The sequence below is a fragment of the Pseudomonas sp. ZS1P83 genome, from assembly GCF_054897825.1.
Genome location: NZ_CM142706.1, coordinates 1,976,646 through 2,001,854, shown reverse-complemented (window position 1 = coordinate 2,001,854; position 25,209 = coordinate 1,976,646). Strand labels below are relative to the sequence as shown.

At 58.7% G+C, this 25,209-nt stretch carries 28 protein-coding genes and 3 tRNA genes; 15 read left to right on the top strand and 16 right to left on the bottom strand.

Annotated elements, in window-relative coordinates:
* Positions 1-2 precede the first annotated feature (2 nt).
* Complete coding sequence (locus ACYZT0_RS09675; protein WP_462045622.1) at positions 3-290, top strand: hypothetical protein; 288 nt, start codon at positions 3-5, stop codon at positions 288-290.
* A gap of 22 nt (positions 291-312) precedes the next feature.
* Positions 313-2,007, top strand: a complete 1,695-nt coding sequence (locus tag ACYZT0_RS09670; RefSeq protein WP_462045621.1) for a DNA cytosine methyltransferase — start codon at positions 313-315, stop codon at positions 2,005-2,007.
* 136 nt (positions 2,008-2,143) lie between these two features.
* Here ACYZT0_RS09670 and ACYZT0_RS09665 read toward each other — a convergent pair.
* Positions 2,144-2,228 (bottom strand) — tRNA-Ile (locus ACYZT0_RS09665).
* A gap of 94 nt (positions 2,229-2,322) precedes the next feature.
* Here ACYZT0_RS09665 and ACYZT0_RS09660 point away from each other — a divergent pair.
* Genes ACYZT0_RS09660 through ACYZT0_RS09650 form a run of 3 tightly spaced genes read left to right on the top strand, consistent with a single transcriptional unit; the run spans position 2,323 to position 3,247 of the window.
* Positions 2,323-2,601, top strand: a complete 279-nt coding sequence (locus ACYZT0_RS09660) for a hypothetical protein (RefSeq protein ID WP_462045620.1) — start codon at positions 2,323-2,325, stop codon at positions 2,599-2,601.
* Positions 2,598-2,909: a DUF4406 domain-containing protein gene (locus ACYZT0_RS09655; RefSeq protein WP_462045619.1), complete on the top strand. Its 312-nt coding sequence runs from the start codon at positions 2,598-2,600 to the stop codon at positions 2,907-2,909. Before ACYZT0_RS09660 ends, ACYZT0_RS09655 begins: the two co-directional genes overlap by 4 nt.
* Positions 2,906-3,247 carry a hypothetical protein gene (locus ACYZT0_RS09650; protein ID WP_462045618.1) on the top strand — a complete coding sequence of 114 codons (342 nt, stop codon included), beginning with the start codon at positions 2,906-2,908 and terminating at the stop codon, positions 3,245-3,247. Before ACYZT0_RS09655 ends, ACYZT0_RS09650 begins: the two co-directional genes overlap by 4 nt.
* Here the strand turns inward: ACYZT0_RS09650 and ACYZT0_RS09645 are convergent.
* Positions 3,237-3,791: a GIY-YIG nuclease family protein gene (locus ACYZT0_RS09645; protein ID WP_462045617.1), complete on the bottom strand. Its 555-nt coding sequence runs from the start codon at positions 3,789-3,791 to the stop codon at positions 3,237-3,239. The genes ACYZT0_RS09650 and ACYZT0_RS09645 overlap by 11 nt on opposite strands.
* Positions 3,792-3,895: 104 nt before the next feature.
* Between ACYZT0_RS09645 and ACYZT0_RS09640 the strand changes: the two genes are divergently transcribed.
* Together ACYZT0_RS09640 and ACYZT0_RS09635 are read left to right on the top strand one after the other, a co-directional pair.
* Positions 3,896-4,168 (top strand): hypothetical protein, encoded by a 273-nt coding sequence (locus ACYZT0_RS09640; RefSeq protein ID WP_462045616.1) that lies wholly within the window; start codon positions 3,896-3,898, stop codon positions 4,166-4,168.
* On the top strand, positions 4,165-4,890 hold the full coding sequence (locus ACYZT0_RS09635) for a hypothetical protein (RefSeq protein ID WP_462045615.1): 726 nt from the start codon (positions 4,165-4,167) through the stop codon (positions 4,888-4,890). The genes ACYZT0_RS09640 and ACYZT0_RS09635 overlap by 4 nt, the downstream gene beginning before the upstream one ends.
* On the opposite strand, the gene ACYZT0_RS09630 is transcribed toward ACYZT0_RS09635, so the two are convergent.
* Positions 4,887-5,156 (bottom strand): hypothetical protein, encoded by a 270-nt coding sequence (locus ACYZT0_RS09630; RefSeq protein WP_462045614.1) that lies wholly within the window; start codon positions 5,154-5,156, stop codon positions 4,887-4,889. The two genes, ACYZT0_RS09635 and ACYZT0_RS09630, sit on opposite strands and share 4 nt — an antisense overlap.
* Positions 5,157-5,279: 123 nt before the next feature.
* Here ACYZT0_RS09630 and ACYZT0_RS09625 point away from each other — a divergent pair, with 123 nt between their 5' ends.
* From ACYZT0_RS09625 to ACYZT0_RS09615, 3 genes are read left to right on the top strand one after another with little or no spacing between them, the layout of a single operon-like run.
* On the top strand, positions 5,280-5,639 hold the full coding sequence (locus ACYZT0_RS09625; protein WP_462045613.1) for a hypothetical protein: 360 nt from the start codon (positions 5,280-5,282) through the stop codon (positions 5,637-5,639).
* 44 nt (positions 5,640-5,683) lie between these two features.
* Positions 5,684-5,890, top strand: a complete 207-nt coding sequence (locus tag ACYZT0_RS09620) for a DUF4224 domain-containing protein (RefSeq protein ID WP_462045612.1) — start codon at positions 5,684-5,686, stop codon at positions 5,888-5,890.
* A gap of 1 nt (position 5,891) precedes the next feature.
* On the top strand, positions 5,892-6,923 hold the full coding sequence (locus ACYZT0_RS09615; RefSeq protein ID WP_462045611.1) for a tyrosine-type recombinase/integrase: 1,032 nt from the start codon (positions 5,892-5,894) through the stop codon (positions 6,921-6,923).
* A gap of 82 nt (positions 6,924-7,005) precedes the next feature.
* On the opposite strand, the gene ACYZT0_RS09610 is transcribed toward ACYZT0_RS09615, so the two are convergent.
* The 3 genes from ACYZT0_RS09610 to ACYZT0_RS09600 all read right to left on the bottom strand — a co-directional run bounded on the left by ACYZT0_RS09610 (position 7,006) and on the right by ACYZT0_RS09600 (position 7,787).
* Positions 7,006-7,092 (bottom strand) — tRNA-Leu (locus ACYZT0_RS09610).
* A gap of 195 nt (positions 7,093-7,287) precedes the next feature.
* A tRNA-Cys gene (locus ACYZT0_RS09605) sits at positions 7,288-7,361 on the bottom strand.
* A 204-nt stretch (positions 7,362-7,565) separates the two neighbouring features.
* Positions 7,566-7,787, bottom strand: a complete 222-nt coding sequence (locus ACYZT0_RS09600) for a DUF3079 domain-containing protein (protein ID WP_282375801.1) — start codon at positions 7,785-7,787, stop codon at positions 7,566-7,568.
* Between the two features lie 205 nt (positions 7,788-7,992).
* On the opposite strand from ACYZT0_RS09600, the gene ACYZT0_RS09595 reads away from it, so the two are divergent.
* The 5 genes from ACYZT0_RS09595 to ACYZT0_RS09575 all read left to right on the top strand — a co-directional run bounded on the left by ACYZT0_RS09595 (position 7,993) and on the right by ACYZT0_RS09575 (position 11,540).
* Complete coding sequence (locus ACYZT0_RS09595) at positions 7,993-8,340, top strand: hypothetical protein (protein WP_462045610.1); 348 nt, start codon at positions 7,993-7,995, stop codon at positions 8,338-8,340.
* Positions 8,341-8,432: 92 nt separating this feature from the next.
* Positions 8,433-8,963 carry an iron transporter gene (locus tag ACYZT0_RS09590; RefSeq protein ID WP_462045609.1) on the top strand — a complete coding sequence of 177 codons (531 nt, stop codon included), beginning with the start codon at positions 8,433-8,435 and terminating at the stop codon, positions 8,961-8,963.
* Positions 8,964-9,296, top strand: a complete 333-nt coding sequence (locus ACYZT0_RS09585; RefSeq protein ID WP_462045608.1) for a cupredoxin domain-containing protein — start codon at positions 8,964-8,966, stop codon at positions 9,294-9,296.
* Between the two features lie 22 nt (positions 9,297-9,318).
* Positions 9,319-10,173: an FTR1 family iron permease gene (locus ACYZT0_RS09580; RefSeq protein WP_462045607.1), complete on the top strand. Its 855-nt coding sequence runs from the start codon at positions 9,319-9,321 to the stop codon at positions 10,171-10,173.
* Positions 10,161-11,540: a 4Fe-4S binding protein gene (locus ACYZT0_RS09575; protein WP_462045606.1), complete on the top strand. Its 1,380-nt coding sequence runs from the start codon at positions 10,161-10,163 to the stop codon at positions 11,538-11,540. The genes ACYZT0_RS09580 and ACYZT0_RS09575 overlap by 13 nt, the downstream gene beginning before the upstream one ends.
* A gap of 38 nt (positions 11,541-11,578) precedes the next feature.
* On the opposite strand, the gene ACYZT0_RS09570 is transcribed toward ACYZT0_RS09575, so the two are convergent.
* The 10 genes from ACYZT0_RS09570 to ACYZT0_RS09525 all read right to left on the bottom strand — a co-directional run bounded on the left by ACYZT0_RS09570 (position 11,579) and on the right by ACYZT0_RS09525 (position 25,141).
* Entirely contained in the window at positions 11,579-13,198 is a 1,620-nt protein-coding gene (locus ACYZT0_RS09570; protein ID WP_462045605.1) for a methyl-accepting chemotaxis protein, read from the bottom strand.
* A 94-nt stretch (positions 13,199-13,292) separates the two neighbouring features.
* A complete protein-coding gene (locus ACYZT0_RS09565) occupies positions 13,293-13,988 on the bottom strand; it encodes an anaerobic ribonucleoside-triphosphate reductase activating protein (RefSeq protein WP_462045604.1) in 696 nt (231 codons plus the stop codon).
* Positions 13,985-14,152, bottom strand: a complete 168-nt coding sequence (gene nrdD / locus ACYZT0_RS09560) for an anaerobic ribonucleoside-triphosphate reductase (protein WP_216744469.1) — start codon at positions 14,150-14,152, stop codon at positions 13,985-13,987. Before nrdD ends, ACYZT0_RS09565 begins: the two co-directional genes overlap by 4 nt.
* 32 nt (positions 14,153-14,184) lie before the next feature.
* On the bottom strand, positions 14,185-16,200 hold the full coding sequence (locus tag ACYZT0_RS09555; RefSeq protein ID WP_462045603.1) for a ribonucleoside triphosphate reductase: 2,016 nt from the start codon (positions 16,198-16,200) through the stop codon (positions 14,185-14,187).
* Between the two features lie 215 nt (positions 16,201-16,415).
* Positions 16,416-17,408: a GTP 3',8-cyclase MoaA gene (gene moaA / locus ACYZT0_RS09550; protein ID WP_462045602.1), complete on the bottom strand. Its 993-nt coding sequence runs from the start codon at positions 17,406-17,408 to the stop codon at positions 16,416-16,418.
* A 24-nt stretch (positions 17,409-17,432) separates the two neighbouring features.
* Positions 17,433-18,386 (bottom strand): peptidylprolyl isomerase, encoded by a 954-nt coding sequence (locus ACYZT0_RS09545; RefSeq protein ID WP_462045601.1) that lies wholly within the window; start codon positions 18,384-18,386, stop codon positions 17,433-17,435.
* 10 nt (positions 18,387-18,396) lie between these two features.
* Complete coding sequence (narI, locus tag ACYZT0_RS09540) at positions 18,397-19,077, bottom strand: respiratory nitrate reductase subunit gamma (RefSeq protein ID WP_449643733.1); 681 nt, start codon at positions 19,075-19,077, stop codon at positions 18,397-18,399.
* Entirely contained in the window at positions 19,070-19,825 is a 756-nt protein-coding gene (gene narJ / locus ACYZT0_RS09535) for a nitrate reductase molybdenum cofactor assembly chaperone (protein ID WP_462045600.1), read from the bottom strand. The genes narI and narJ overlap by 8 nt, the downstream gene beginning before the upstream one ends.
* Before the next feature lie 2 nt (positions 19,826-19,827).
* A complete protein-coding gene (narH, locus tag ACYZT0_RS09530; RefSeq protein ID WP_462045599.1) occupies positions 19,828-21,366 on the bottom strand; it encodes a nitrate reductase subunit beta in 1,539 nt (512 codons plus the stop codon).
* A 1-nt stretch (position 21,367) separates the two neighbouring features.
* Positions 21,368-25,141 carry a nitrate reductase subunit alpha gene (locus ACYZT0_RS09525; RefSeq protein ID WP_461972142.1) on the bottom strand — a complete coding sequence of 1,258 codons (3,774 nt, stop codon included), beginning with the start codon at positions 25,139-25,141 and terminating at the stop codon, positions 21,368-21,370.
* Positions 25,142-25,209 lie beyond the last annotated feature (68 nt).

The following is a 25,209-nucleotide window of genomic DNA, read 5'->3' as shown; positions in this document are numbered from 1 at the left end:
CTATGCCTACAGAAAATAAAGAGGCTTGCCGTGACGAGCGCTTGGTCACTCTTCCAATGTGGATCGTTGAAGTGGTACGAGCCGAGCTCCGACTCGAGATTCACGTTTGGTCAGAGATGGGGCGGTACGTTGAAGAGTCGCTGGCCCACGGCGAACAGGCGCTGCCCTGTGACGTGAAGCTTCCACCTGCCACGGTATTCTGCAAAGGCACCAAGGTCAGCACGCTGATGCTTGGCATTCAGCAGCGCCTGACATTTCCTGCCCATGCTCGCGAATTCGAAAAAACCTGAACCACCCCGCCGAGGAAGCCTCATGGAAATCACTTACGGCTCGGTCTGCTCCGGCATCGAGGCGGCAACACTTGCATGGAAGCCGCTCGGCATGCGAGCCACCTGGTTCGCCGAGATCGAGGCATTCCCCAGTGCGGCGCTGGCCCACCACTACCCGAACACGCCGAACCTCGGCGACATGACCAAGCTCGGGGCCCTGGTCCTGGCCGGCAAGATCGCCGCACCGGACGTGCTGGTCGGCGGCACCCCGTGCCAGGCCTTCAGTGTCGCCGGCATGCGCCAGGGGCTGCTCGACCCGCGCGGCGCCCTCACCATCAAATACGTGGAGCTCGCAGATGCAACTGACTATGTTCGCGCCGGCAACAGAAAGCCGCCCTGTGTCATCGTTTGGGAAAACGTCCCCGGCGTCCTCAGTGATAAAGGGAACGCCTTCGGATGCTTTCTTGGCGCGCTTGCTGGGGAAGACTGCGAACTGCAGCCTTCAGGGAAAAGGTGGCCGGACGCTGGTTGTGTGTATGGACCCAAAAGAACAATCGCGTGGCGGATCCTGGACGCCCAATATTTCGGCCTGGCCCAACGACGCCGCCGTGTGTTCGTTATCGCAAGTGCTCGAAACGGATTCGATCCCACCGAGGTACTTTTTGAGCGAGAAGGCGTGCGCCGGGATACTGCGCCGCGCCGAGGCGAGGGGCAAGACGTTACCGGAACAGCTCCTTTCGGCCCTGCGCTCCAGTGCGGATGCGGGCATGTGTTCGGCGACGAACTCGGACCGTACGGCTGCGTGAATTGCGAAGGCGATGAAGGCCCGGCAGTTTCAATGTTCGGCGGCATACCGGCATTCGGCGGGCACAGCCTGGGCGGTTCGGTCGAGCGGTCAGCGACATTGACCGCGAAGGACACTCGCATGGACATGGAAAGCGAGACGTTCTTCGTTGCGCCGACGCTCGCCGGCGGCGGACGCAAGTCCGGAGGGTATTCGCTCGACGACATTCCGATCACTGCCCCGGCACTCCGGGCGCAAGCTCAGTGCAGTCATCGCGCCGACTCCGAAGTGTTCATTGTGGCCGGGACGCTCAACGCCAACGGCAAGGCGGCCGGCAGCGCAACACAGCAAGATGCGGAATCTGGCCTGCTGGTTGTGCATGGCACGCAAGACCCAGGCGTCAGCGATTCGACGGCCTTTGCGTTGGGACGAAACAGCGGACAGGAAAACGTCGTGCTCGCCTTCTCGTGCAAGGACCACGGCGCCGATGCTGGTTCAATATCGCCGACCCTGCGCGCCATGAACCACTCCGGAAGCCACGCCAACGGTGGCGGCCAAGTCGCTGTATGCATCACTGGCGACATCACCCACACGCTGAAGGCCGACGGCTTCGACGGCAGCGAGGACGGCACTGGGCGGGGCCAACCGATCACTCAGGGCAGCGCTGGTGTTCGGCGCCTAACCCCCAGAGAGTGCGAACGCCTCCAGGGGATGCCCGACGATTACACGCTGATCCCCTGGGATGGCTGGCGGAAGCTGGACGCCGACGAAACACCAGAGCAGTGCATCGCCGACGGCATGGACGTCCGCCAGGCGAAGAAAAGCAGAGCCTGGTACGTCCGAGACGCCGACGGCCCGCGCTACAAGGCGATCGGGAACAGCAAGGCGGTCACCGTTGTTCGCTGGATCGGCCAGCGCATCCTCAAGCAGATCACTCCCAGCCCTTACGGCTGAACTACCTACCACTCACTCCACCGCCCAGGCACGACCCGGCTAACGCCGCCGACATCATCGAGCTTTATCAGCGACTCGCGGCATAGATCTATACCCCAGAACCACAAAACCCCCTCCATTACTGGAAGGGGTTTTGTGGAGAAGATGGGATTCGAACCCATGGAACGGTTGCCCATTCGCCGACTTATCAGGTCGGTGCATTCGGCCACTCTGCCACCTCTGGAAAGCCAAAGCTTTCCGCAGGAGGCTGAGCGGCAGGAAATCTAACTCAATCACGCAAGAATATCAATAAGCCATCACCGGCGAGGACGCCCCATGCCCACAGAAAACCGGCCGGCAGATCCATTCGGCCCCCACGGTCGCACCTTCCACATCCATCTAAGCGTTCGCGGCGCCTTGCGGGACTTCAGCAAGCGCCAACTCAAAGGCATGTTCAGTATGGAAGGTGGCCGTGAGTGCACCGCCGATGAGGCGAAGGATCATCTGCTTGAGGCTCTGGCCCAGGGTAAAGAAGTTCTGCCGTTCGGGTCGCCGTGCGAAGGGTTCGACTTTTCGGGTAATGGCTGCCCTGGCCACGACACGGTGGCAGCATGAAGCGCATCTACCTCAGCGGGCCAATGACCGGCCTGCCCGGCCTCAACTTCCCCGCCTTCGCCGCAATGACCGCCAAGCTGCGCGACGCTGGCCACACCGTCACCAACCCCGCCGAGCTCAACCCTGACGGCGGCTCCTGGAACGACTGCATGCGCCGTGACATCGCCGCCCTGATGGAGTGCGACACCGTGGCCAGGCTGCCCGGGTGGCACACCTCAAAGGGCGCCCGCCTCGAAGTGCTGATCGCTGAACGCCTCGGCATGACAGTTGTGAATGCCCATGATCTGGTGTCGATGGAGATTGCATGATGAGCGAAGTAACCCGGGTGGCAATTCAGGCGCCGATCACCATTGCCATGTCGAGCACAATCGCTCGACTCCAGTTTTACAACATCGCCCAAGGCTTGCTGCATGACTTCGATCGGGTAACAGCAGAGCGTGACGCTCTGCAGCTGCGCCTGAACGCAGCGGATCAGCGGATTGATGAGTTGACCACCAAGCCATCCGACGCCGAGTGCGAGCGACTGATGGAAATCATCGAGCGCTACCCGAACGGAGATCCTCTCCCGCCGCTCGAAAACTCCACTTGTAACTCCGCCTCCCCCAATGCAGTCGCTTTACTGGCAACTAGGCAATTTAGGTTTTAAACTCATCGGCATGTTTATTTATAAACTTACCACCAAACCAAGCCAACTTAGCCGGGTGATCTTCTCCAACCCAATCAATCAAATCAGGCCAAGCCCCGTTAGGACGTACAGTGTGTGGAGTTTCGTAATCCGTCCTCCACCATCGATTGTAAACAACAATAGGCCTCTCGGGTGGAGATTTCTTTTTTTGAGTATTTAAAGGTAATTGCAAAAAAAATGCATGTGCCCACTCTGCAAGATCGAGCATTTGATCGGTTGCTTTTAGCTTCTTTCCGGGCGTACGTGGCGAAACAACCTCTCCTAGCCACAACCCCTTATAGCTCGGGTGTTCAGCTAGAAACTGTGAAAGTATCGGATGTCTTGCGTTGAGTCTGGTTCTGAGGTTTTTTGCGATCCCAACATACTGTAACTTTGACCTTGACTCTCCCGCTAGCTTACCTACAAACATATATAAACCATCACCATAATCATTGGCCATTGCCTCTTTGGCTCCGGCGTAATCATATGGGCCATACCATTCAATAATTGCGGTGATTGATTTCATAAGCTCCCTTATTCAGCCCTTCTTCCTGCACGTAACCGCACTCGCGTTTTACTAATCAATGCCCTTCCAAATAAGCCGCAGCAATATAGCAACGAGGCAAACTCATGCACAGAAAAAACAAACAGGCCGGACTGAATATTTACCGCCACGCCTTCGCAGCACTGTGCCCGTCCGACGGAGAACTGATCATATATCGACTCGAAGTTCGATCTCCAACGATGATCCGCGTCGAACAAATCAAGGCGGCCACAGCGCTGATCAAAAAGGGTTGGCACGAACAGATCGCCGACCAACTGGCCGAATCCCTAGGCGGCGATCAAACCATTATCGCCACACACCAGGGCGTCGAGATCGAAACAGTGAGGCTCAGCGGATGATCGCTTATCACGGAACGCCAATCGGCGGCACTCGGCAGGATGGTGCCCGCTTCCTCGCCGGCCGGCATGCGTTGGTGCCTTTCCCGCGGCAGGACGATATGGGCATTGTCGCCGATGTCTGCCAGTCGTTCGTCTTCGACAACGGTGCGTTTTCGGTCTGGAAGAAAGGCGGCACCCTAGACGTCGACGGATACACCCGTTGGGTTGAGCAGTGGCACCGGCACCCGGGATTCGATTGGGCGCTGATCCCCGATGTTATCGACGGCGATGAAGTTGCAAACGACGCACTTCTGGCGGCATGGCCGGCGGAATTGCGCGGTGTACCGGTATGGCATCTGCACGAATCGCTCGAGCGACTTGCTCGCCTGTCTGCTGACTGGCCGACGGTAGCCATCGGCAGTTCTGGACAGTGGGCGAGTCCAGGAACACCAGCATGGTGGAAGCGGATCAGTTCAGCGATGGACGTCATCTGCGACGACCAGGGACGCCCAGCTTGCAGGCTTCACGGCCTGCGAATGCTCGACCCCGCGATTTTCCAGTACCTGCCCTTCGCCTCCGCTGACTCCACAAACGCCGCGGTGAATGGCGGCAGCATCAGTCGCTTCGGCATGTACGCCCCGCCCACTGCCGGTCAGCGCGCCAACGTCATCGCAGACCGCATCGAGTCGCATAATAGCTCCCCGATTTGGCAGCGAGAAACCCAGGTCGAATTGGCACTTTAGCTGCCTTCGGGGAGATAATTTGCCAAGACCTGCAGGATGGTGGCGAGCGCAGCCGCACCCGCAGCCCAGCTATTCCATAGGGATTGACGCTTCAATGTAGCAGCTAGGTCGTTTCCACCGAAAACAATGGATCCATCTCGATATGTCATGTTGCCCGCCTCTCTACGCTCCTTAGGAGCTTGTACTTTTGCGAAAGCGGATAGGCCCCAGAAGAGCGCCGACAGCATTCCAGTAATCATTGATGCAAGCGTAAGCAGTTGTTTCATAGGCACCTCAAAAGTTAGAACTCCTATCTTAGCTCGGTACCAGTTGGCAGCCGATCAGATGCCGAAATCACAACCCCTCTTCCACCTACCAGCCTGCCGGTGAACGGCGGGCGAGGAATCGCTATGTCCGATTTTCAAACGGAATCCACGCCCACCGCTCGCAAGGTGCACAAATGCTGTGAGTGCTACGGCGTCATTCAGCCTGGCCAACAGTACAGCCTTGTCACGGGCCGCTGGGATGGCGACATGGACACCTTCAAAACCTGCATGCCCTGCGTTGAAGCGCGAACCTGGGCGACCGTTCAGCCTGAATGGGGTGGTGACGGCGAACACCTCTACTACTTCGGCCGCCTCGACGAGGACCTGGCCGACCTTGCGCCGGAGATCAGGTCACAGGACGGCCGTCGATTCCACGCATATCGACTTCAGGCTCTGATGACTCGGCGCGGTAACGCTGGCCGAGCGATCCGAGCAGCAGCTTAAACCAATAACCACCTTCTGCCGCCACGCGCGGCATGGAGCAGCTCATGAGCATTCAATTTTTATCGCACCAGGAGGTTTGCGAGCTGACCGGCGCGCGGACCAAGGCAGGACAGATTCTTAACCTCAAGAAAAACGGCGTCAGGCACACCATCAAGATGAACGGTTGGCCAAGCGTAACTGTGATGGCTGTTACCGCCGTCGGTATGTTCGAGCCAGAAAAAACCGCATGGAAATCACGCAAGGCATGCTGAAATGGGAAGACGACCAAGTAAACCCGGCTCTATAGCCAGGCTCCGAGAGCGCAAGAAAGCCAGCGGCCGGGTTTTCTACTACTACGACACTGGCGGAAAGGACCGCAAAGAGATTCCGCTGGGCAGCGACTATGGACTGGCGATCATGGAGTACGCAAAACTGGAGCGGGATCGTACCGCGACCGACCTGGTCGCGAAGGTGATTACCTTTCGCTACGTCGCTGAAAAGTACATGGTCGATATCGTGCCCACAAAAGGCGCCGCAACTCAGCTCGACAATAAGCGTGAGCTAAAGAATCTAATCGCTTTCTTCGATGACCCGCCAGCACCACTGGAAACAATCGAACCGCTACATGTTCGCCAGTACCTCACTTGGCGCAAGTCAGCGCCGGTCCGAGCAAACCGAGAAAAGGCGCTGTTCAGCGCAATTTGGAACTATGCCAGGGATAAGGGCTACACATCGCTGGCCAACCCATGCGCCGGTATCAAGGGCAATAAAGAGACAGGCCGGGACACATATGTCGAGGACGAACTCTTCAAGCGCGTGCACGACAAGGCCGATGTCGGCCTGCAAGATGCCATGGACCTGGCCTATCTGACCGGCCAGCGAGTGACTGACACACGACTGATGGACGAACGGGATGTCCGCGATGGCCAAATTTGGGTGCTTCAGGGAAAGACAAAGGCCAAGCGACGGATCGAGGTGACTGGCGAACTGAAGGTATTGATTGATCGAATCATGTCCCGAAAGTCAGGGCGCAAGGACCGCTCGACGCGGCTGATAGTGTCAGAGGATGGCGCACCGATGACGGCGGCGATGTTGCGCAGGAGGTTTGACATGGCGAGGGAGGCCGCTGGAGTTTCCAAGCCAGAGTTCCAAATGCGTGATTTGCGCGCAAAGGCCGGTACGGACAAGGCCGAATCCAGTGGCGACATCATGCAGGCCAAGGATCAACTTGGGCATACCACCGTTGTTATGACGGAGCAGTACATCCGCAACCGCAAGGGCAAGAAAGTCTCCCCAACTAAGTGAATTGCGGACCAACTCTAAAATAGCGGACCAGAAACAAACAAGGGTTTGCATCAGCTTTCGCTCGCAAACCCTTGATTTCAGATGGTGCCCGAAGCCGGAATCGAACCGGCACGTCCTTACGAACGGGGGATTTTAAGTCCCATGCGTCTACCAGTTTCGCCATTCGGGCGGTAGCGCGGTGAAGCAGTCTGAAGACTGTCAGATAACGATCTGGCAGTTCTGACGCTTGTGCAGCAGAGGGGGAAATATATACATCCCGCCCCCGCGAAGCAAGTTCGCGACTGTCCTTTTCAAGACTAAATCTTGCAGGACAGTGCAAATAAAAAAGCTCCGTAAATCATAGATCTACGGAGCTCGTTTAAAGTGGAGGCCGAGGTCGGAATCGAACCGGCGTAGGTGGATTTGCAATCCACTGCATAACCATTTTGCTACTCGGCCTCAAACATCTGATGTCATGTAGCACAACATCAAACGCGTACAAATTTGGAATCAGATACGTGATCTAACTCCTTGAAAACATTGAGCTTTTTCAGCAGTCAGTGCTTTCGATGGCGTGAATTATGTACTGATTTCCCGAGGCTGGCAACCCCTTGATTTCAAAAAAAATTCTGTCAGGCGGTTTCTATGTTTCAAGGGGGTTGCTCAGCCCTCCCGGCTGGGATCGTCCGTTACATCTTTTACCGCGATCAACGGTTCAATGCCCCAGTCCCCATGCAGATACCAATCGTCTCCGATCATTTCGGCCGGATGCATTGTCCTGTCGGAACCATTGCCGCACGCCAGGGAATTGGCTGGGCAGTATCTGTCGCAGCCCCAGCAAATGCGCTCGGGGTGCTTGGGGCTTATGGGAAAATTCTTGGCCATGTCGATCCCCTGTTCGCCTCTAGGATGTGCCTCCAACCTACATCGCTTGCGCAAAAATGCCCTTGATACGGATCAAGACTGAAGTCGAAAGCTCGCACTCAATGTCAGTCTTACAGCTAAGCTTCATCCTGCCGGGAAATCGGCTACGTCACAGCGCTTTTCCGGCCCTTGGGCAGCCACATAAAAACACCTGGAGATGCCTCTTATGCTGGGTAAAAAACCACCTGCCGGAAAACAGAGCCCTGTCCAATTGTCGACCTGGGATGATAAAGGCGCGGAAAAATCATTCGATGCAGAAGCATTTTCCTCTCCCCCCGACTTGACCAATGCAGAACTGGTACACCTTCGTGTCCGGGTGATTGCTCTGGAAAATCTGGTCATTGCGTTACTGACACAAGGTTCGGATCAACAGATAGCCGTCGCCCGCGAAATGGCCGCCTACATTTCACCCAGACCCGGTTTCACCCAGCATCCTCTAACGATTCACGCGGCGGCTCAGATGAGCGACAGCGTTGACCGCGCGGAGCGATTTCGAAAGCGTTCCGATTCATAGCCTTAATCGCTGCAAACTTGATAACAATCATTATTATTCGCAAGAAAGCTTCCTACACTCGGGCTCCTACTCGTAGTGCCCAGGAAGACATCATGCGTACGACCTTTTCGCTGTCACTTGCCCTGCTCTTGCTCACACCGCTGGCTCAAGCCAAGGAATACCCGATCGGGGAACCCCAGTTGTGTCCAGGGCTGGAAGTCGGGGCGGTGTATTTGCAGCCGATCGAGATGGCACCTGCCGGAATGATGCGGGCCACTGCGGATTCCGATGTGCATCTGGAAGCCGACATTCGCGCCACGGCGGACAATCGACAAGGCTTTCAGGAAGGCAGTTTTGTGCCCTACCTCAATGTTTCGTTCAACCTGAAAAAACAGGGCAATGAGAACGATCTCAAAGGCGATTTCCACGCCATGGTCGCCAATGACGGTCCGCACTATGGCGACAATGTAAAGCTGCTCGGTCCAGGCAAATATCAGCTGACCTTCACCGTCCTGCCACCCGGCGGTCATGGGTCCCTTGGCCGCCATACCGATAAGGAAACCGGCGTAGCCCCCTGGTTTGAACGCTGCGAATTGCACTATGAGTTCATCTACGCCGGCATCGGTAAAAAAGGCGGCTATTGAATGAAGCGCCTGCACATTGCCTGGCTGATCCTTGCCGGAGCAGTGGTGCCATTGACGGCTTATGCCGAGTTGCCCAGCTATGAGCTGAGCCTTCGCGATGGCCACTTCTCCCCCGCCTTGCTGGAGGTTCCGGCCGGACAGCGCTTCAAAATCATCCTGAAAAATATCGGTCAAGGGCCAGCCGAATTCGAGAGCACGCCATTGCGGGTTGAAAAAGTACTGTCGCCGGGCGTGACAACCTTCGTGGTCATTCATCCCCTCAGGCCTGGTCGCTATCCCTTCTTTGACGAGTTCAATCCGCAACTGCCCGAGGGCGGCATCCTCGCGAAATAAACCGTTCAAAATCGGAGTTTCCATGAATCAATCAATGTTCATTGTCTGGCGCGAAAGCGTCGAAGCGCTGCTGGTGATCGGCATTCTTCAGGCCTGGATCAGCCAGCAGCATCAGGGTCATCGGCTGGCGAAGTACGTGTGGGCCGGTGTCGTGCTGGGGTTGATGCTTTCGGGCCTGCTGGCGGTGTTGATTCTGTTTGCCGGTGAGGCCATGAGCGGCTCAGCCAGTGAATGGTTCCAGGCCGCACTCGCGCTGGTTGCCAGCCTGCTGATTGTGCAAATGGTCGGCTGGATGCACCGCCACGGGCGCACGCTCAAGCACGATTTGCAACGACATGCCGATAACCACCTGGCCCGGCAAGGTGGCGCAGGTCTGTTACTGCTGGCCATGCTCGCCGTCAGCCGCGAAGGCAGTGAAACGGTGGTCTTTCTCTATGGCGCCGGTGCTCAGTTACGAGGTCCGCAGCTCGGTTTGTTTGCCGCCGGCGGCGCATTGGGACTGGCGTTGTCGGTGCTGACGATTGCGCTGCTGCACAGCAGTCGCCGGTTTATTTCGTGGCAGCGATTCTTTGCCATCAGCGAAGCTGTATTGCTGATGCTCGGTGCAGCATTACTGGTCAGCGGCACCGAGCGAATCGGCGGTCAATTACTCGCCCTGGATTTGCCGGAGGTGATGTACAGCCTCGTTGGCGAAGCGCTTTGGGACAGCAGCGCAGTACTCAGCGACAGCCATGGATTGGGTGGCTTTCTTGCCGGATTTGCCGGCTATCGCGCGACGCCCAGCGGCATGACTTTACTGATGCTGGCAGGATACTGTCTGGCCGTCAGCGGTTGGCTGCGTCAACGTGCTGCGGAAAAAGTCCCATGCCTGAGCTGAGTCGTCGCAATCGATGGCTGCAGCGCCTGGGCGATGGCATGCGTCGCCATGCGCCGGTCATTCGTGCCGTGCAGTGGGCCGTTGTGCTTTTCTATGTTTTGCTGTTGGTGATCCCGGCGGTGTTGCCGCTCCCGGACAGCCAGGCACGGCTGCTCGACAACCTGACCCTGTTCGCGCAGTTTTTGTTCTGGGGCATTTGGTGGCCGTTCGTGCTGCTGTCGATCGTGCTGTTCGGCCGACTCTGGTGTGGTGTTCTCTGTCCGGAAGGCTCGCTCAGCGAATGGGCCAGCCATTACGGCAAAGGTTTGGGTGTACCGCGCTGGTTGCGCTGGGGCGGCTGGCCAACCCTCGCGTTCTGCCTGACGACCCTCTACGGCCAGTTGATCAGCGTCTATGACTACGCCCAGGCGGCGTTATTGATTCTGGGTGGCTCGACTGTCGCGGCGGTCGCCGTCGGTCTGCTGTTCGCCCGGGGCAAGCGAGTCTGGTGTCGTTACCTATGCCCGGTCAGCGGCGTCTTCTCCCTGCTCGCCCGCCTGGCGCCCGTGCATTTTCAGGTGGACGAACAACGCTGGATGGAAAATGCCGCGCCGCGCCTGCCGCCGCCCAACTGCGCGCCCTTGCTCGATATCCGTCGACTGCAAGGCGCCAGCGACTGCCACGCCTGCGGACGCTGCAGCGGACAACGCGGTGCGGTTCAGTTGATCGCCCGCTCCAGCAACAAAGAGATTCTTCATGTGACCGCGCAGACGCTTTCACCGTGGGACGCGCGCTTACTGCTGTTCGGTGTGATTGGCCTGGCGATGGGCGCGTTTCAGTGGACGGTCAGTCCATGGTTCGTCGCCCTCAAACAAACACTCGCCCAATGGCTGGTTGAGCACGACCAACTCTGGGCCCTACAGGACAACGCGCCCTGGTGGCTGCTCACCCATTACCCGCAACTCAACGACAGTTTCAGTTGGCTCGACGGTTTCAGCATCGTCGCTTACTTGAGTTTGAGTTCTATGGTGTTGGGCACGGCGTTGATGATCCTTCTGCGCCTGACGGCTCGACTGGCGCAAGACCGCGCACTGTATTGGCCCCTGGCACTGACACTCACGCCCCTGGGTGGTGCCGGATTGTTTCTCGGGCTGTCCGCCACAACGGTGAAATTGCTGCGCTACGAGGGCCTGCTGCTGGAGTGGGTACAACCGGCCAGGGCTTGTTTGTTAATGGTCGCGATGGGCTGGAGCCTGTTGCTGGGCTGGAAACGACTGGACCGCGAAGGCATTTCCCGGGCTCGACACTGCGCTGGCAGCACTTGCCTGTTACTCGCCATCGGCCTGGTAGGGTTTGGCTGGTGGTTGCAATTCTGGGGCTGGGCCTGAGTACTTCAGCGCGCTCCTGCAACCACCCACCCGAACACTCAGACTTTAAAACGTGCCACTGTCTGGTGCAGCGCCCCCGCCATCTGCGCCAAATCGTGACCCGCGGTGTGAGTATGCTGGGCACCCAGCAAAACCTGCTCGGACAAGTTACGAATACCCATCAGATTGCGATCCACCTCTCGAGCCACCAACGCCTGCTCTTCCGTGGCACTGGCAATCATCATGTTGCGCTCGTTGATCTGTGAGATCGATCGGGTGATTTCGTCCAGTGCATCGCCCGATCGCTGCGCCACTTCAAGGGTGGCTCGAACCAGATTGCTGCTGCTTTGCATGGCCGTTACCGCATGGCCGGTATCCAGACGAATGTTGCCAATCATCTGCTCGATCTCTTGGGTGGACTCTTGGGTGCGATGGGCCAAGGCGCGCACTTCATCGGCGACCACGGCAAAACCGCGTCCGGCATCCCCGGCGCGGGCCGCTTCAATGGCCGCGTTGAGGGCCAGCAAATTGGTCTGCTCGGCGATGCTGCGAATCACATCCAGGACCTTGCTGATGTCCTGCACCCTGCCCGCCAGTTGCTCGATGCGTTGCGAGGTATCGGTGACGCCATTCGCCAGTTCGCCGATTGAAACCACGGTTTCCTGAACCTGTTCACGCCCGCGCTGCGCGGTTTGTTCGGACTGCCGGGAAGCCTCGGAGGTGCTCACCGCATTGCGCGCCACCTCGTCGACCGCAGCGGTCATCTGGTTCACAGCGGTAGCCGCCTGCTCGATCTCCAGCCCCTGCAATTGCAGATTGCTGCTGGTCTGGCTGCTGACCGCACTCAGTTCTTCGGAGGAACTGGCCACCTGGTCAACCGAGTTCGCGATGTGCCTGACCATGGCATTCAGACTTTGCTGCATCTGATGCATGTTCATCATCACGCTGCCGCCGACACTTGAGCTCACGGGCACCTGAATCGTCAGGTCGCCCTGAGCCATTTGACTCAAAAACCGTGCGGCATCATCCGGCTCGCCACCCAGTGGCCGGGTGACACTGCGCGTGACGATCACCGCGGCGGCGATGACCAGCGCCACACAAAACAAAAACAACCCGAGCATATTGCGCCGGGCATCACTGTAGAGTTCCTGTGCCGACTGTTCACGGTCGGCGAATATTTTTCCTTGCAGCGCCATCAGCTCATCCAGGCTTTTATAAACCTGGTGTTCAGCCGGGACGACCTTTTGCTTGAGCTGCGCCATGGCGTCATCGAAGGCCCCTTGCCTGATCAACACCTGCACTTGGGTGAACGCAGCGACATAGGCCTCGCGATTCTTTTTCAGGGCGGCGTAAGCGGCTTTGCCTTCTGGCAAATAGAACAACGGCTCAAGCGTTTCGAGCGCCTGAGTGATGCGTTTCTTGGTGGTGTCGATCGACTGTTGCACTTGCTGATTATCTTTATCGATCAGCAAATCCCGGGTGTTCCTGGCGTTATCGCGCACGCCGGTGGCAATGATCATGATCGGATCGATCTTAGGCCAGTCCTGCTTGACGATAACCACCGCCTGTTCCTTGAGCGTTGCCAGATCGTGCAACGCGTAAAACGCCATGCCCATCAATGCCAGCGGCGCAATTGCAAAGCCGATGACAATGCGGTGTGCCGTGCTTAATTTGGCCATATCAAATGCTCCCCGTTTGATACCTGCCAGAAAGGCAGCGCATTTGAAAACCTAATGGTGGATGTCACTGCTAAACGTTGTTCCGCAGCCTCGGCTACCCCCGCAACACGAAGGCTGGAAACAGCTCGCGCATCGCTTCCCATAAGTCAGGTAGCAAGGCTTGTGCCGAAACGCTTGGCAGCAGCGGATCGAACATTCGTTCGGTGCGGACCAATTGCACGGCGAAGCGTTTGACGCCGAGCTCGTTCAGACGCTGTGCCAGGATCAACAAACGCGCAGGCTCGAACAGATGCCAATGCACGGTAGTCCGACATTCGTAGTCGACACCGCTGGCCAGCAGATGCTCAAGGCTGCGCCAATTCGCGGTTCCGCTACCCTCGACCCGGGTGATGGCCTGGCAATCCTCGGGCAACGCCTTGACATCGAAGCCGACCCAGTCGGCCCCGGTCAGTGCCTTGGCGAACGCAGCGGGTTTGATGCCGGCGCTGTGCAAACCGATGCGAAATCCCATCGCCCGCACCTCATCCATGGCGCCAAGCAAACCGTCCTGCAAGGTGGGTTCTCCGCCACTGAACACCACGGCATCGAGCAGGTCCTGACGCCGTTGCAGAAACGCCAGCACCCGCCGCCAATCCACTTCGTCTGTGCCACGAGGCGGGATCAACTGCGGGTTATGGCAGTAACGACAACGCCAGGCGCACCCCTGGCAAAACAACACGCAGGCCAGCTGTCCCGGGTAGTCGATAGTGGTCAGGGGCACCATGCCCCCGACCCGAAGCGTTCGACTCATTGGCGCCCGGCCAGTGCCGCGCTTTCAGTGAAGTGCACCCGCTCGCGGTGCTCTGACTGCTTGCCCGGATTGAACGCCGACACAGGACGGTGATAGCCCATCACCCGGGTCCAGACTTCGCAGCGTTGACGTTGAGCCTGGGGCAGTATTTGCGATGCAGTCATGGTGAAGCTCCTTGCAGTTGAGTGGATCGAAATCAATGAACGGTGCCGAGTTTCTGTTCTCGCAGCAGCAGTACTTCGTCGCACTTGGGGCAGAACTCATGCTCGCCATCGAGGTAGCCGTGCACCGGGCAGATGGAGAACGTCGGGGTCACGGTCAGGTACGGCAGGCGGAAACGCCCAAGGGCTTTGCGCACCAGTTGCTTGCAGGCCTCGGTCGAAGAAATCCGCTCGGCCATGTACAAGTGCAAGACCGTGCCGCCGGTGTATTTGCATTGCAGCTCGTCTTGAAGTTCCAGCGCCTCGAAAGGGTCTTCGGTGTACCCCACGGGCAGTTGTGAGGAGTTGGTGTAATACGGCGCTTGCGTACTGCCGGCCTGGAGAATGTCGGGGTAGCGTTTGAGGTCTTCCTTGGCGAAGCGGTAGGTCGTGCCTTCGGCGGGCGTCGCTTCCAGGTTGTACATGTGGCCGGTTTCCTCCTGGAAACGCACCAGCGTGGCACGCACATGGTCCAGCATCTTCAAGGCAAACTGCCGACCGTGTTCGGTGTGCATGCCCTCCTCGTCGCCGGTGAAATTGCGCAACATTTCATGCATGCCGTTGAGGCCGATGGTGGAAAAATGGTTGCGTAAGGTGCCCAGGTAACGCTTGGTGTACGGGTATAAACCGGCGTCCATATGGTGCTGAATGACTTTGCGCTTGACCTCCAGGCTCTCCATCGCCAGTTCCATCAATGTGTCCAGGCGCTGCAGCAAACCGCTGGTATCGCCCTTGAACACATAACCCAGCCGCGCGCAGTTGATGGTCACCACGCCGAGCGATCCGGTCTGCTCCGCCGAGCCGAACAGACCGCCGCCACGCTTGAGCAACTCGCGAACATCCAGCTGCAAGCGGCAGCACATCGAGCGCACCTGATTGGGCTGCAGGTCCGAATTGAGAAAGTTCTGGAAGTACGGCAAGCCGTAACGCGCGGTCATCTCGAACAGACGGTCGGCGTTTTCACTGTCCCACGGAAAGTCCTGGGTGATGTTGTAGGTCGGGATCGGAAAGGTGAACACCCGCCCTTTCGCATCGCCGGCCTGCATCACCTCTATGTAGGCGCGGTTAAGCAGCTCCATTTCAACTTGCAGGTCGCCATAGGCAAACGGCATTTCCTCACCGCCGATGACGGGGATCTGCTCACGCAAATCCTGCGGGCAAACCCAATCGAAGGTCAGGTTGGTGAACGGTGTCTGAGTGCCCCAGCGCGAGGGAACGTTGAGATTGTAGATGAACTCCTGAATCGCTTGGCGCACCTCCTGAAAGCTCAGTTGATCCTTGCGCACATAGGGCGCCAGGTAGGTGTCGAACGAGCTGAACGCCTGGGCGCCGGCCCATTCGTTTTGCAGGGTGCCGAGGAAATTCACCATCTGCCCCAAAGCACTGCTCAAGTGCTTCGGCGGACCGGCTTCGACTCGCCCCGGCACACCGTTGAGCCCTTCGTGCAACAGGGTGCGCAGCGACCAGCCGGCGCAGTAACCGGCAAGCATGTCGAGGTCGTGCACATGCAAATCCGCCTCGCGGTGGGCCTGGCCGATGGCCTCGCTGTACACCTCGTCCAGCCAATAGTTGGCGGTGACTTTGCCCGACACGTTCAACACCAGTCCGCCCAGTGAATAACCCTGATTGGCGTTGGCCTGGACCCGCCAGTCTTCACGGTCCAGGTATTCGTTCATCGAGGTCGCCACTTCGACCAGGGTCCGGCGGTCGCGGCGCAAACGCCCGTGCTGTTCGCGGTAAACGATGTAGGCACGCATGGCGAGGAAAAAACCGGCGTCCATCAACACCCGTTCAACACGGTCCTGGATTTGCTCGACATGCAGCCTCGGCACCCCTTCCAGACTGGCCAATACCGCGTGAAGCAATCCTTCAACCTCAACCTCTCCGTACTCCCCCGTCGCCTTGCCGGCGGCGATCAACGCCTGACGGATTTTGTCGGCATCGAAGGCGACCTGGCTGCCATCGCGTTTGTGCAAGCGGTTACTTCCTACTGCGATCAGCGTGCTCTGCATTTGCCCTCCAGACACTACATATAGATGTTTAGTTACAAACGAACACAACATACGGTGAAGACTACGGACAATGTGCTGATCTGCAATTGATCGATATCAAGATTTGTCGGCGAAAAAAAACCGCCAGCGGCGGCTAATTCCAGTGGGTTAAGAAACTCTGGCTTCACATATTCCCTGTAGCAGCTGCCAGAACTGACCGGCATTAACATCAAGGATCAACCACCACTCATGTTCATGAACCGCAAAATCTGCACCTCACCTTCCGGGCTGAAATCGTGGCGCAATGGCTTACCGCGCAAGGCCTTCTGCACTGCGAGGATCACGGGTTGATCATCCAGCGGATAACGCCGCAGCAATCCGCGTAAATCCAGGGCATCGTCCTGGCCCAAACACAGCAACAGCTTCCCTTCAACGGTCATCCGCACCCGGTTGCAGCTGCCACAGAAGTTGTGGCTATTGGGTGAGATGAAACCAATCCGGGTCTCGGGATAGCGTTCCAGACGCACATAGCGCGCCGGTCCGCCGCTGTTTTCGGTACTGTCGAGCAACCGATGCCGGCTGGCGATTAGCGTGCGCACTTCGTCGCTGGAACAAAACGATTCACCCCGTGAACGACCGACATCGCCCAGAGGCATTTCCTCGATAAAACTGATATCGATGCGCTGATCGATGGCGTATTGCACCAACCCCAGGACTTCATCGAAGTTGCGCCCTTTCATCACCACACAGTTGAGTTTGATCCGTTCGAAGCCCGCATCCCGCGCGGCTTCAATGCCGTTGAGCACCTGATCGAGGTCACCATTGCGGGTGATCGCCCGAAACCTCTGCCCGTCGAGGCTATCGAGGCTGATGTTCATCCGCTTGACCCCGGCGTCGACCAACGGCCGGGCCAGACGGCCCAGTTGCGAGCCGTTGCTGGTCATCACCAGTTCACGCAAACCGGGCAAGGCGGCGATGTTGCGGCACAGTTCGACAATGCCGGGACGGATCAGCGGCTCACCGCCGGTCAGACGGATTTTGCGTACACCCAGGCCAACGAACAGCGTCGCCAAGCGCTGCAATTCCTCCAAGGTGAGTACCTGCTGACGTGGCAGGAAGGTCATGTTTTTCGCCATGCAATACACGCAACGAAAATCACACCGGTCCGTCACCGACATCCGCAAATAATCGATCTGCCGCCCAAAACCATCCTGCATCACAACGTTCATCACTTCTCCCGGTTTGCCCAATGCTCACTGCACCAGCGGTGAGTCGGTGCCCTGCAAGTGGATGCCACGAATATCCGCCGCTCCGATCAGAGTTTGCAGGTATTGCACCAGTGCTTTCTGCCACACGCCTTGCTGCAACTGCGTGCGGATCGCCGTCGACACCACTTCATAGGGCAACGGCATGCCTTCGATCCGTTGATCGACGCTGACCACATGCCAGCCGTAACGGCTTTCCAGTGGTTTGCTGGCCAGCCCCGGTGCCAGGGTGAACAACTGACGCTCCAGTTCGGGCACGGTCTGGCCCTTGCTGATCTGTCCCAAAGAGCCACCCTGAGCCTTCGACGGGCAGGCCGAATATTTCACCGCCAGTTCGGCAAAACTGCCGGGGAATTCTTCCAGGCGCTGCAGCAGGATTTGTGCCTGATCATGCGCCAGCTCGCGGGCCTCGACATCGTCCGGTGCACATTCGAGCAGGATGTGCCGCACCGCCAGCAACGGCGCGCTGTGGAAGCGCCCGCGATTGTTTTCGTAGTAACGAAGACTGGTTTCCTCGTCGCACTGAGGCACTTTTACCTCACGTTCGAGCAGCAGGCGCGTGGCCGCTTCTTCTTCGTTCTCACCGGCGCCAATCTCCAGCGCCACACCGAGTTCGGTGATGCGCTGCTGCAACAACTCGCGGATCACCAGCGCCCTGGCGGCCAGATAGACCGCCTCCTCACGGCTTTCGGCCGGGTGATATTGCAGCTCCTGAGCCATCGCCTCCGGGGTGATCGACACCTCGTTGACGCTGATGATCGGCCACTCCTGTTCACTGCTGGCGATCAACTGCGCCGGGGCGTCATCGATCGCCGCGGGCTCAACCGGCAGTGCTTCAAACTGCGCCTCTGCGACCGGCGCGATATCAATAACGACTTGTTTGGAAGAACCGCAGCCACCGCTGCCCCCGTTACCACCACCACATCCACATCCACCTGACATGATTGTCTCCTCAGTACTTCTGACGAACGATTTGATAACGACGCCCCAGGTACCAGATCGGTGCGCTGATCATGTGTACGAGACGGGTGAAGGGGAACAGCACAAACAGGGTCAAACCGAGAAACACATGCAACTTGTAGGTCAGCCCGACCGGCGCGATAGACGCCGCCGCTTCCATCGGTCGCAACAGCACGGTGTTCTGCGCCCAATCGGCGAGCATCACCATCACCGAGCCGTCCATGTGCCCGGTGGATGCGACGATGGTCAGCAGACCGAGCAGCAATTGCGCCAGCAGTACCAGCAGAATCAGGATGTCCGAAGGACTGGAGGTGGCGCGTACCCGAGGATCGGTGAGGCGCCGGTTGACCAGCATCAGCAGGCCAATCAGGCACAACAGACCGAAGAATCCGCCGGAAACCATCGCCAGCAACTGCTTGTTCTCAGTGCTGATCACATGGTGATAAATCGACGCCGGGGTCAGCAGGCCAACGAAATGCCCGGCCAGCACGAACAACACACCGATGTGAAAGAGGTTGCTCGCCACGCGCATGCCGCGCTGATTGAGCATCTGGCTGGAGCCAGCCTTCCAGGTGTACTGCGACAGATCGAAGCGCGCCCAACTGCCAATCAGGCAAACCGCCAGGGCGACGTAGGGATAGACCCCGAACAACAACAGGTTCCATTTAGACATTGCCCACCTCCTTGGCTGGCACGACGGCCAGCCCTTCATGCTGAAAATCCACCCAGTGCAACGGCACCGCGCTTTCTTCCCGGGCCTTACCCGGCGCGCTTGGCAGCGAACTGCAACGGTCCTGCTGTTCGGCCTGGAGAAAGTCCACGGCCTCCTCTTCCCAGATCTTGTCGAGGGCTTCGAGGGAGTCGTCGCGAGGTTCCGCCGCGACTTGCGCCCGCAGGTCGGCAACCGCTTGATGGGGCTCGGCCCCGGCAATTTGCAGCAGCGCCCGGAAGCAGCTGGCATAGGCGCTTTCGCGCTCTTCCAGACGCGCCGCGAGCAAGGCCAGCAAGTGCGAAACATCCGCCAGGCCCTCGCGGGCCTCGATGTCTTCGCGAGTGGAAAGGAACTCCAGGTACAGCGGGATATAGTCCGGCAGCTCCTTGACGCCGATGGCAAAACCGGCGGCTTCGTATTGCGCCATCATGTCGACCATCGCCTGGCCACGGTCACGGGATTCACCGTGCACATGCTCGAACAACAGCAGCGACAACGAGCGCCCCCGACCGAACAGCGCACCGTAGTGCTCCTGCCCGTCCATCAGGTCATTGGCGCAGATCACTTCCAGCAATTCGAACAACGCACCGCGCTGCTTAGGGCTGATTTCCCGTGACTGGATGATCGCTTGCTCCAGCTCGTCGCGACCGCCAATCAGCGTCTCGGTCGGGTAATCGAGCAGCAGCGAAATCACTTTGAGAATTTGCATGCTCATTCCTCCCACAACTGGACGGTTTTCAGGATGTCGCGGCGGTTGGCTTTCTTGGCGCCGAACATGTTGTTGTCGGAGCTGCCGCTACAGCCGCTGCCGAAACTGAAGCCGCACCCGGAGCGCTCGGCGAAGGCGTCGCTCATGGCGTCTTCACGGTGGGCGCTAGGTACGACAAAACGGTCTTCATAGTTGGCGATCGCCAGGTAGCGATACATCTCCTCGACCTGGGCCACGCTCAGGCCGACATCCGCCAGCACTTGCAGGTCCTGAACGCCATCAACTTGCTCGGAACGTTTGTAGGCGCGCATCGCCAGCAAGCGTTTCAGCGCACGCTTGACCGGTTTTTCATCGCCCGCCGTCAGCAGGTTGGCCAGGTACTTCAATGGAATACGCAGGCTGTCGACGTCCGGGATCACCCCGTTCATGCCGACGGTGCCGGCAGTGGCCGCATTCTGAATCGGCGACAGCGGCGGTACGTACCAAACCATGGGCAAGGTGCGATATTCCGGGTGCAGCGGCAGTGCAAGTTTCCAGTCCACGGCCATTTTGTAGACCGGCGAACGTTGCGCCGAGTCGATCACCGATTGCGGCACCCCATCTTCCAGGGCCTGACGAATCACCGCTGGATCGTTCGGGTCGAGGAAGATCTCCAGTTGTTTCTCGTACAGATCCTGCTCATTGGCGGTGCTCGCCACTTCGCTGATGCGGTCGGCGTCATACAGCAACACACCGAGGTAACGAATGCGTCCGACGCAGGTTTCCGCACAAACGGTCGGCAGCCCGGCTTCGATACGCGGGTAGCAGAAGATGCATTTCTCGGACTTGCCGCTTTTCCAGTTGAAATAGATCTTCTTGTACGGGCAGCCGCTGATGCACATCCGCCAGCCACGGCATTTCTCTTGGTCGATCAGGACGATGCCGTCTTCTTCACGCTTGTAGATCGCCCCGCTCGGGCAAGCCGCTGCGCACGTCGGGTTGAGGCAGTGCTCGCACAGGCGCGGCAAATACATCATGAAAGTGTTTTCGTATTCGCCGTAAATGTCCGCCTGGATCTTGTCGAAGTTCTTGTCCTTGCGGCGCTTGGCGAATTCGGTGCCGAGGATTTCCTCCCAGTTTGGGCCCCACTCGATTTTCTCCATGCGTTTGCCGGAGATCAGCGAGCGCGGGCGCGCGGTGGGCTGATGCTCGCCCAGCGGCGCGGTGTGCAGGTGCTGGTAATCGAAGTCGAACGGTTCGTAGTAGTCGTCGAGGCTCGGCAGGTCCGGGTTGGCGAAAATGTTCGCCAACACGCGGAATTTACCGCCGATGCGCGGGTTGATCGTGCCATTGGCATTGCGGATCCAGCCGCCCTTCCACTTGTCCTGGTTTTCCCATTCTTTCGGGTAGCCGATCCCGGGTTTCGATTCGACGTTGTTGAACCAGGCGTATTCCATGCCTTCGCGGCTGGTCCAGACGTTTTTGCAGGTGATCGAACAGGTGTGGCAACCGATGCACTTGTCCAGGTTCAGAACCATGCCGATTTGTGAGCGAATCTTCATCTCAGTTCTCCTCGATATCGGTCGGCAGGGGGCGCGGCAGGTCATCGCCGGACGAACCATCGAGCCAGTCGACTTTGGACATTTTGCGCACCACGACAAATTCATCGCGGTTGCAACCGACCGTGCCGTAATAGTTGAAACCGTAGGCTTGCTGGGCGTAGCCACCGATCATGTGGGTCGGCTTGAGCACCACCCGGGTGACCGAGTTGTGGTGGCCGCCACGGGTCTTGGTGGTTTCCGAACCGGGCACGTTCACGATCCGTTCCTGAGCGTGGTACATCATCACCATGCCGTCCTTCACCCGTTGGCTGACCACCGCCCGGGCGGTCAGTGCACCGTTGATGTTGAAGCACTCGATCCAGTCGTTGTCCTCGATACCGGCGCGTTTCGCATCGTTCTCCGAGAGCCAGACAATCGGCCCGCCCCGGCTGAGGGTGAGCATCAGCAAGTTGTCGCTGTAGGTGCTGTGGATGCCCCATTTCTGGTGCGGGGTGATCCAGTTCAGGACGATTTCGATCTCGCCGTTGCTGCGCTTGCCTTTCACCCCTTCGATGGTGCGGGTGTTGACCGGCGGCCGATAACTCATCAGTTGCTCGCCGAACGCCTGCATCCACGGGTGATCCTGATAGAACTGCTGGCGACCGGTGATGGTGCGCCATGGAATCCCTTCGTGAACGTTGGTGTAGCCGGCGTTGTAGCTGACGTGATCGTCTTCGAGGCCCGACCAGGTCGGGCTGGAAATGATCTTGCGCGGCTGCGCCTGAATGTCGCGGAAACGGATTGCCTCGTGGGCCTTGGACAGCGCCAGGTGGCTGTGGTCGATGCCGGTGAATTCCGACAGCGCAGCCCAGGCCTTGACGGCAACCTGGCCGTTGGTTTCCGGCGCCAGGGACAGAATCACTTCAGCAGCATCGATGGCCGTGTCGATTTTCGGCCGACCCTGACTGATACCGGCATCGCCTTCTTTGTGATTGAGTTCACCGAGGAATTTCACTTCGTCTTCGGTGTTCCAGTTGATGCCCTTGCCACCGTTGCCGTGTTTCTCCAGCAATGGCCCAAGCGAGGAAAACTGCTTGTAGATGTTCGGGTAGTCACGCTCCACCACATGCAGGTTCGGCGCGTTCTTGCCCGGCTCCGGTGCGACGCCAGCGCTTTTCCAGTCGGTGCCGCCAAACGGTTGGGCCAATTCGCCGACGCTGTCGTGCATCAGCGGGATGGTCACCAAGTCCTTCTCAACGCCCAGATGCCCTTCGGACATGCTGGAAAACGCCTTGGCGATGCCTTTGTAGATTTCCCAGTCGGAACGCGATTCCCAGGCCGGGTCGATGGCCGCTGACAACGGGTGAATGAACGGGTGCATGTCCGAGGTGTTCATGTCGTCTTTTTCGTACCAGGTTGCCGTCGGCAACACGATGTCGGAATAGACGCAGGTCGAGGACATACGGAAGTCCAGCGTGGTGACCAGGTCGAGCTTGCCGATGGCGCCCTCGTCCACCCATTCGGCTTCTTCGGGTTTGCAGTCGCCGACCTGGCCGATGTCTTCGTTCATCACCCCGTTTTTGGTGCCGAGCAGGTACTTGAGCATGTACTCGTGGCCCTTGCCCGAGGAGCCCAGCAGGTTGGAACGCCAGATAAACATGTTGCGCGGGAAGTTGACCGGGCTGTCCGGTTGTTCGCAGGAGAAGCGCAGCGAACCGTCCTGCAGCGACTTGACCACGTAGTCTTTCGGGTCCATGCCGGCAGCAGCAGCGTCGCGGCAAATGTGCAAAGGGTTAGTGTTGAGCTGCGGCGCGCTGGGCAACCAGCCGGCGCGTTCGGCGCGGATGTTGTAGTCCAGGGCATGCTCGGGGAACTGCGATTTATCGGCCAGCGGCGAGAGCACGTCGTGCATGCTCATTTTCTCGTGACGCCATTGCGAACTGTGGGCGTAGAAGAAGCTGGTGCCGTTCATTTGGCGAGGCGGACGGTTCCAGTCCAGGCCGAACGCCAGGGGCAGCCAGCCGCATTGCGGACGGAGTTTTTCCTGACCGACGTAATGCGCCCAACCGCCACCGGTCTGGCCGACACACCCGCAGAGCATGAGCATGTTGATCAGCCCGCGGTAGTTCATGTCCATGTGGTACCAGTGGTTCATCGCCGCGCCGACGATGATCATCGAGCGGCCCTTGGTCTTGTCGGCGTTATCGGCGAACTCACGGGCAATCTGGATGGCTTTCTCGCGGCTCACGCCGGTGATCTGCTCCTGCCAGGCTGGAGTGCCTGGCACCGAGGCGTCGTCGTAATCCTTGGCGACATTGTCACCGCCGAGGCCGCGATCGATCGCCAGATTGGCGGCCGACAGGTCGAACACGGTGGCGACTTTGGCTACGCTGCCGTCCGCCAGCACCACGTTATGCACCGGCACGCGGCGGTATTGCACGGCATCGCCGGCCACATGCTGAAAGTGTTCGTGGGACTCGCCGGCGAAATACGGGAACGCCACTTCGGCGACATCATCGCCGATCAGGCTCAGCTTCAGATCGATCTCACGGCCTTCGCCACCTTCACGAGGCAGAATGTTCCACTTGCCCTTCTCGCCCCAGCGATAACCGATGGAACCCTGAGGGGACACCAGTTCACCGCTGACATCCAGGGCGATGGTTTTCCATTCCGGGTTGTTTTCCTGGCCGAGGTTGTCGGTCAGGTCACTGGCGCGCAAGAAGCGGTCCGGCTGATAGCCCGCGCCCGGTGCCTTGTCGACCATTTGTTTGAGCAGCACCAGCACCGGCAAATCGGTGAAGCGCTTGGCGTAATCGGTGAAATAGGCGCTCGGCTTATCCAGGTGGAATTCTTTGAAGATCACATGGTTGAACGCTTGGGCCAGCGCCGCATCGGTGCCCTGCTTCGGGTTCAGCCACAGGTCAGTGAGCTTGGCGACTTCCGAGTAATCCGGGGTAATCGCCACGGTCTTGGTGCCCTTGTAGCGGACTTCGGTAAAGAAGTGCGCATCCGGGGTGCGGGTCTGCGGGACGTTGGAGCCCCAGGCAATGATGTAGTTGGAGTTGTACCAGTCGGCCGATTCCGGTACGTCGGTCTGCTCGCCCCAGACCATCGGCGAGGCCGGTGGCAAGTCGCAGTACCAGTCATAGAAACTCAGGCAGGCGCCGCCGATCAGCGACAGGTAACGCGAACCCGCGGCATAGCTGACCATCGACATGGCGGGAATCGGCGAGAAACCGACGATCCGGTCGGGGCCGTACTGCTTGATCGTATAAACGTTGGCCGCGGCAATGATCTCGTTGACTTCCTCCCAGTTGGAGCGAATGAAGCCACCCATGCCGCGCTTGCTTTTATAGGAGTCGGCCTTGGCCTTGTCCTCAACGATGCTGGCCCAGGCTTCGACCGGCGCCATGGTCTGCCGCGCATCGCGCCAGAGTTTGAGCAATGGCTTGCGGATTTTCGGGTACTTGAGCCGGTTGGCGCTGTAGATGTACCAGCTGTAACTGGCACCACGGGGACAGCCACGGGGCTCATGGTTAGGCAGATCATTACGGGTACGCGGGTAGTCGGTCTGCTGGGTTTCCCAGGTGATCAGGCCGTTCTTGACGTAGATTTTCCACGAGCAGGAACCGGTGCAGTTCACCCCGTGGGTGGAACGCACGATCTTGTCGTACTGCCAGCGCGAACGGTAGACGTTCTCCCAGTCGCGAGACTCTTTGCGGGTCTCGCCATGACCGTCGGAAAACTCGTTTTGCTTGCGATTGAAAAACTTCAGTTGATCCAGTAAATGACTCACGGTGTAGTCCTCTCAGGCTTGCTGCGGGGTTCTGTGCCCCGCCCACGCAATGGTTGGATTCGGGTCGT

Bases quoted from the DNA above. Each gene is read 5' to 3' on its own strand.
- ACYZT0_RS09675 (WP_462045622.1), top strand. From the start codon at position 3: ATGCCTACAGAAAATAAAGAGGCTTGCCGTGACGAGCGCTTGGTCACT.
- ACYZT0_RS09670 (WP_462045621.1), top strand. From the start codon at position 313: ATGGAAATCACTTACGGCTCGGTCTGCTCCGGCATCGAGGCGGCAACA.
- ACYZT0_RS09660 (WP_462045620.1), top strand. From the start codon at position 2,323: ATGCCCACAGAAAACCGGCCGGCAGATCCATTCGGCCCCCACGGTCGC.
- ACYZT0_RS09655 (WP_462045619.1), top strand. From the start codon at position 2,598: ATGAAGCGCATCTACCTCAGCGGGCCAATGACCGGCCTGCCCGGCCTC.
- ACYZT0_RS09650 (WP_462045618.1), top strand. From the start codon at position 2,906: ATGATGAGCGAAGTAACCCGGGTGGCAATTCAGGCGCCGATCACCATT.
- ACYZT0_RS09645 (WP_462045617.1), bottom strand. From the start codon at position 3,791: ATGAAATCAATCACCGCAATTATTGAATGGTATGGCCCATATGATTAC.
- ACYZT0_RS09640 (WP_462045616.1), top strand. From the start codon at position 3,896: ATGCACAGAAAAAACAAACAGGCCGGACTGAATATTTACCGCCACGCC.
- ACYZT0_RS09635 (WP_462045615.1), top strand. From the start codon at position 4,165: ATGATCGCTTATCACGGAACGCCAATCGGCGGCACTCGGCAGGATGGT.
- ACYZT0_RS09630 (WP_462045614.1), bottom strand. From the start codon at position 5,156: ATGAAACAACTGCTTACGCTTGCATCAATGATTACTGGAATGCTGTCG.
- ACYZT0_RS09625 (WP_462045613.1), top strand. From the start codon at position 5,280: ATGTCCGATTTTCAAACGGAATCCACGCCCACCGCTCGCAAGGTGCAC.
- ACYZT0_RS09620 (WP_462045612.1), top strand. From the start codon at position 5,684: ATGAGCATTCAATTTTTATCGCACCAGGAGGTTTGCGAGCTGACCGGC.
- ACYZT0_RS09615 (WP_462045611.1), top strand. From the start codon at position 5,892: ATGGGAAGACGACCAAGTAAACCCGGCTCTATAGCCAGGCTCCGAGAG.
- ACYZT0_RS09600 (WP_282375801.1), bottom strand. From the start codon at position 7,787: ATGGCCAAGAATTTTCCCATAAGCCCCAAGCACCCCGAGCGCATTTGC.
- ACYZT0_RS09595 (WP_462045610.1), top strand. From the start codon at position 7,993: ATGCTGGGTAAAAAACCACCTGCCGGAAAACAGAGCCCTGTCCAATTG.
- ACYZT0_RS09590 (WP_462045609.1), top strand. From the start codon at position 8,433: ATGCGTACGACCTTTTCGCTGTCACTTGCCCTGCTCTTGCTCACACCG.
- ACYZT0_RS09585 (WP_462045608.1), top strand. From the start codon at position 8,964: ATGAAGCGCCTGCACATTGCCTGGCTGATCCTTGCCGGAGCAGTGGTG.
- ACYZT0_RS09580 (WP_462045607.1), top strand. From the start codon at position 9,319: ATGAATCAATCAATGTTCATTGTCTGGCGCGAAAGCGTCGAAGCGCTG.
- ACYZT0_RS09575 (WP_462045606.1), top strand. From the start codon at position 10,161: ATGCCTGAGCTGAGTCGTCGCAATCGATGGCTGCAGCGCCTGGGCGAT.
- ACYZT0_RS09570 (WP_462045605.1), bottom strand. From the start codon at position 13,198: ATGGCCAAATTAAGCACGGCACACCGCATTGTCATCGGCTTTGCAATT.
- ACYZT0_RS09565 (WP_462045604.1), bottom strand. From the start codon at position 13,988: ATGAGTCGAACGCTTCGGGTCGGGGGCATGGTGCCCCTGACCACTATC.
- nrdD (WP_216744469.1), bottom strand. From the start codon at position 14,152: ATGACTGCATCGCAAATACTGCCCCAGGCTCAACGTCAACGCTGCGAA.
- ACYZT0_RS09555 (WP_462045603.1), bottom strand. From the start codon at position 16,200: ATGCAGAGCACGCTGATCGCAGTAGGAAGTAACCGCTTGCACAAACGC.
- moaA (WP_462045602.1), bottom strand. From the start codon at position 17,408: ATGAACGTTGTGATGCAGGATGGTTTTGGGCGGCAGATCGATTATTTG.
- ACYZT0_RS09545 (WP_462045601.1), bottom strand. From the start codon at position 18,386: ATGTCAGGTGGATGTGGATGTGGTGGTGGTAACGGGGGCAGCGGTGGC.
- narI (WP_449643733.1), bottom strand. From the start codon at position 19,077: ATGTCTAAATGGAACCTGTTGTTGTTCGGGGTCTATCCCTACGTCGCC.
- narJ (WP_462045600.1), bottom strand. From the start codon at position 19,825: ATGCAAATTCTCAAAGTGATTTCGCTGCTGCTCGATTACCCGACCGAG.
- narH (WP_462045599.1), bottom strand. From the start codon at position 21,366: ATGAAGATTCGCTCACAAATCGGCATGGTTCTGAACCTGGACAAGTGC.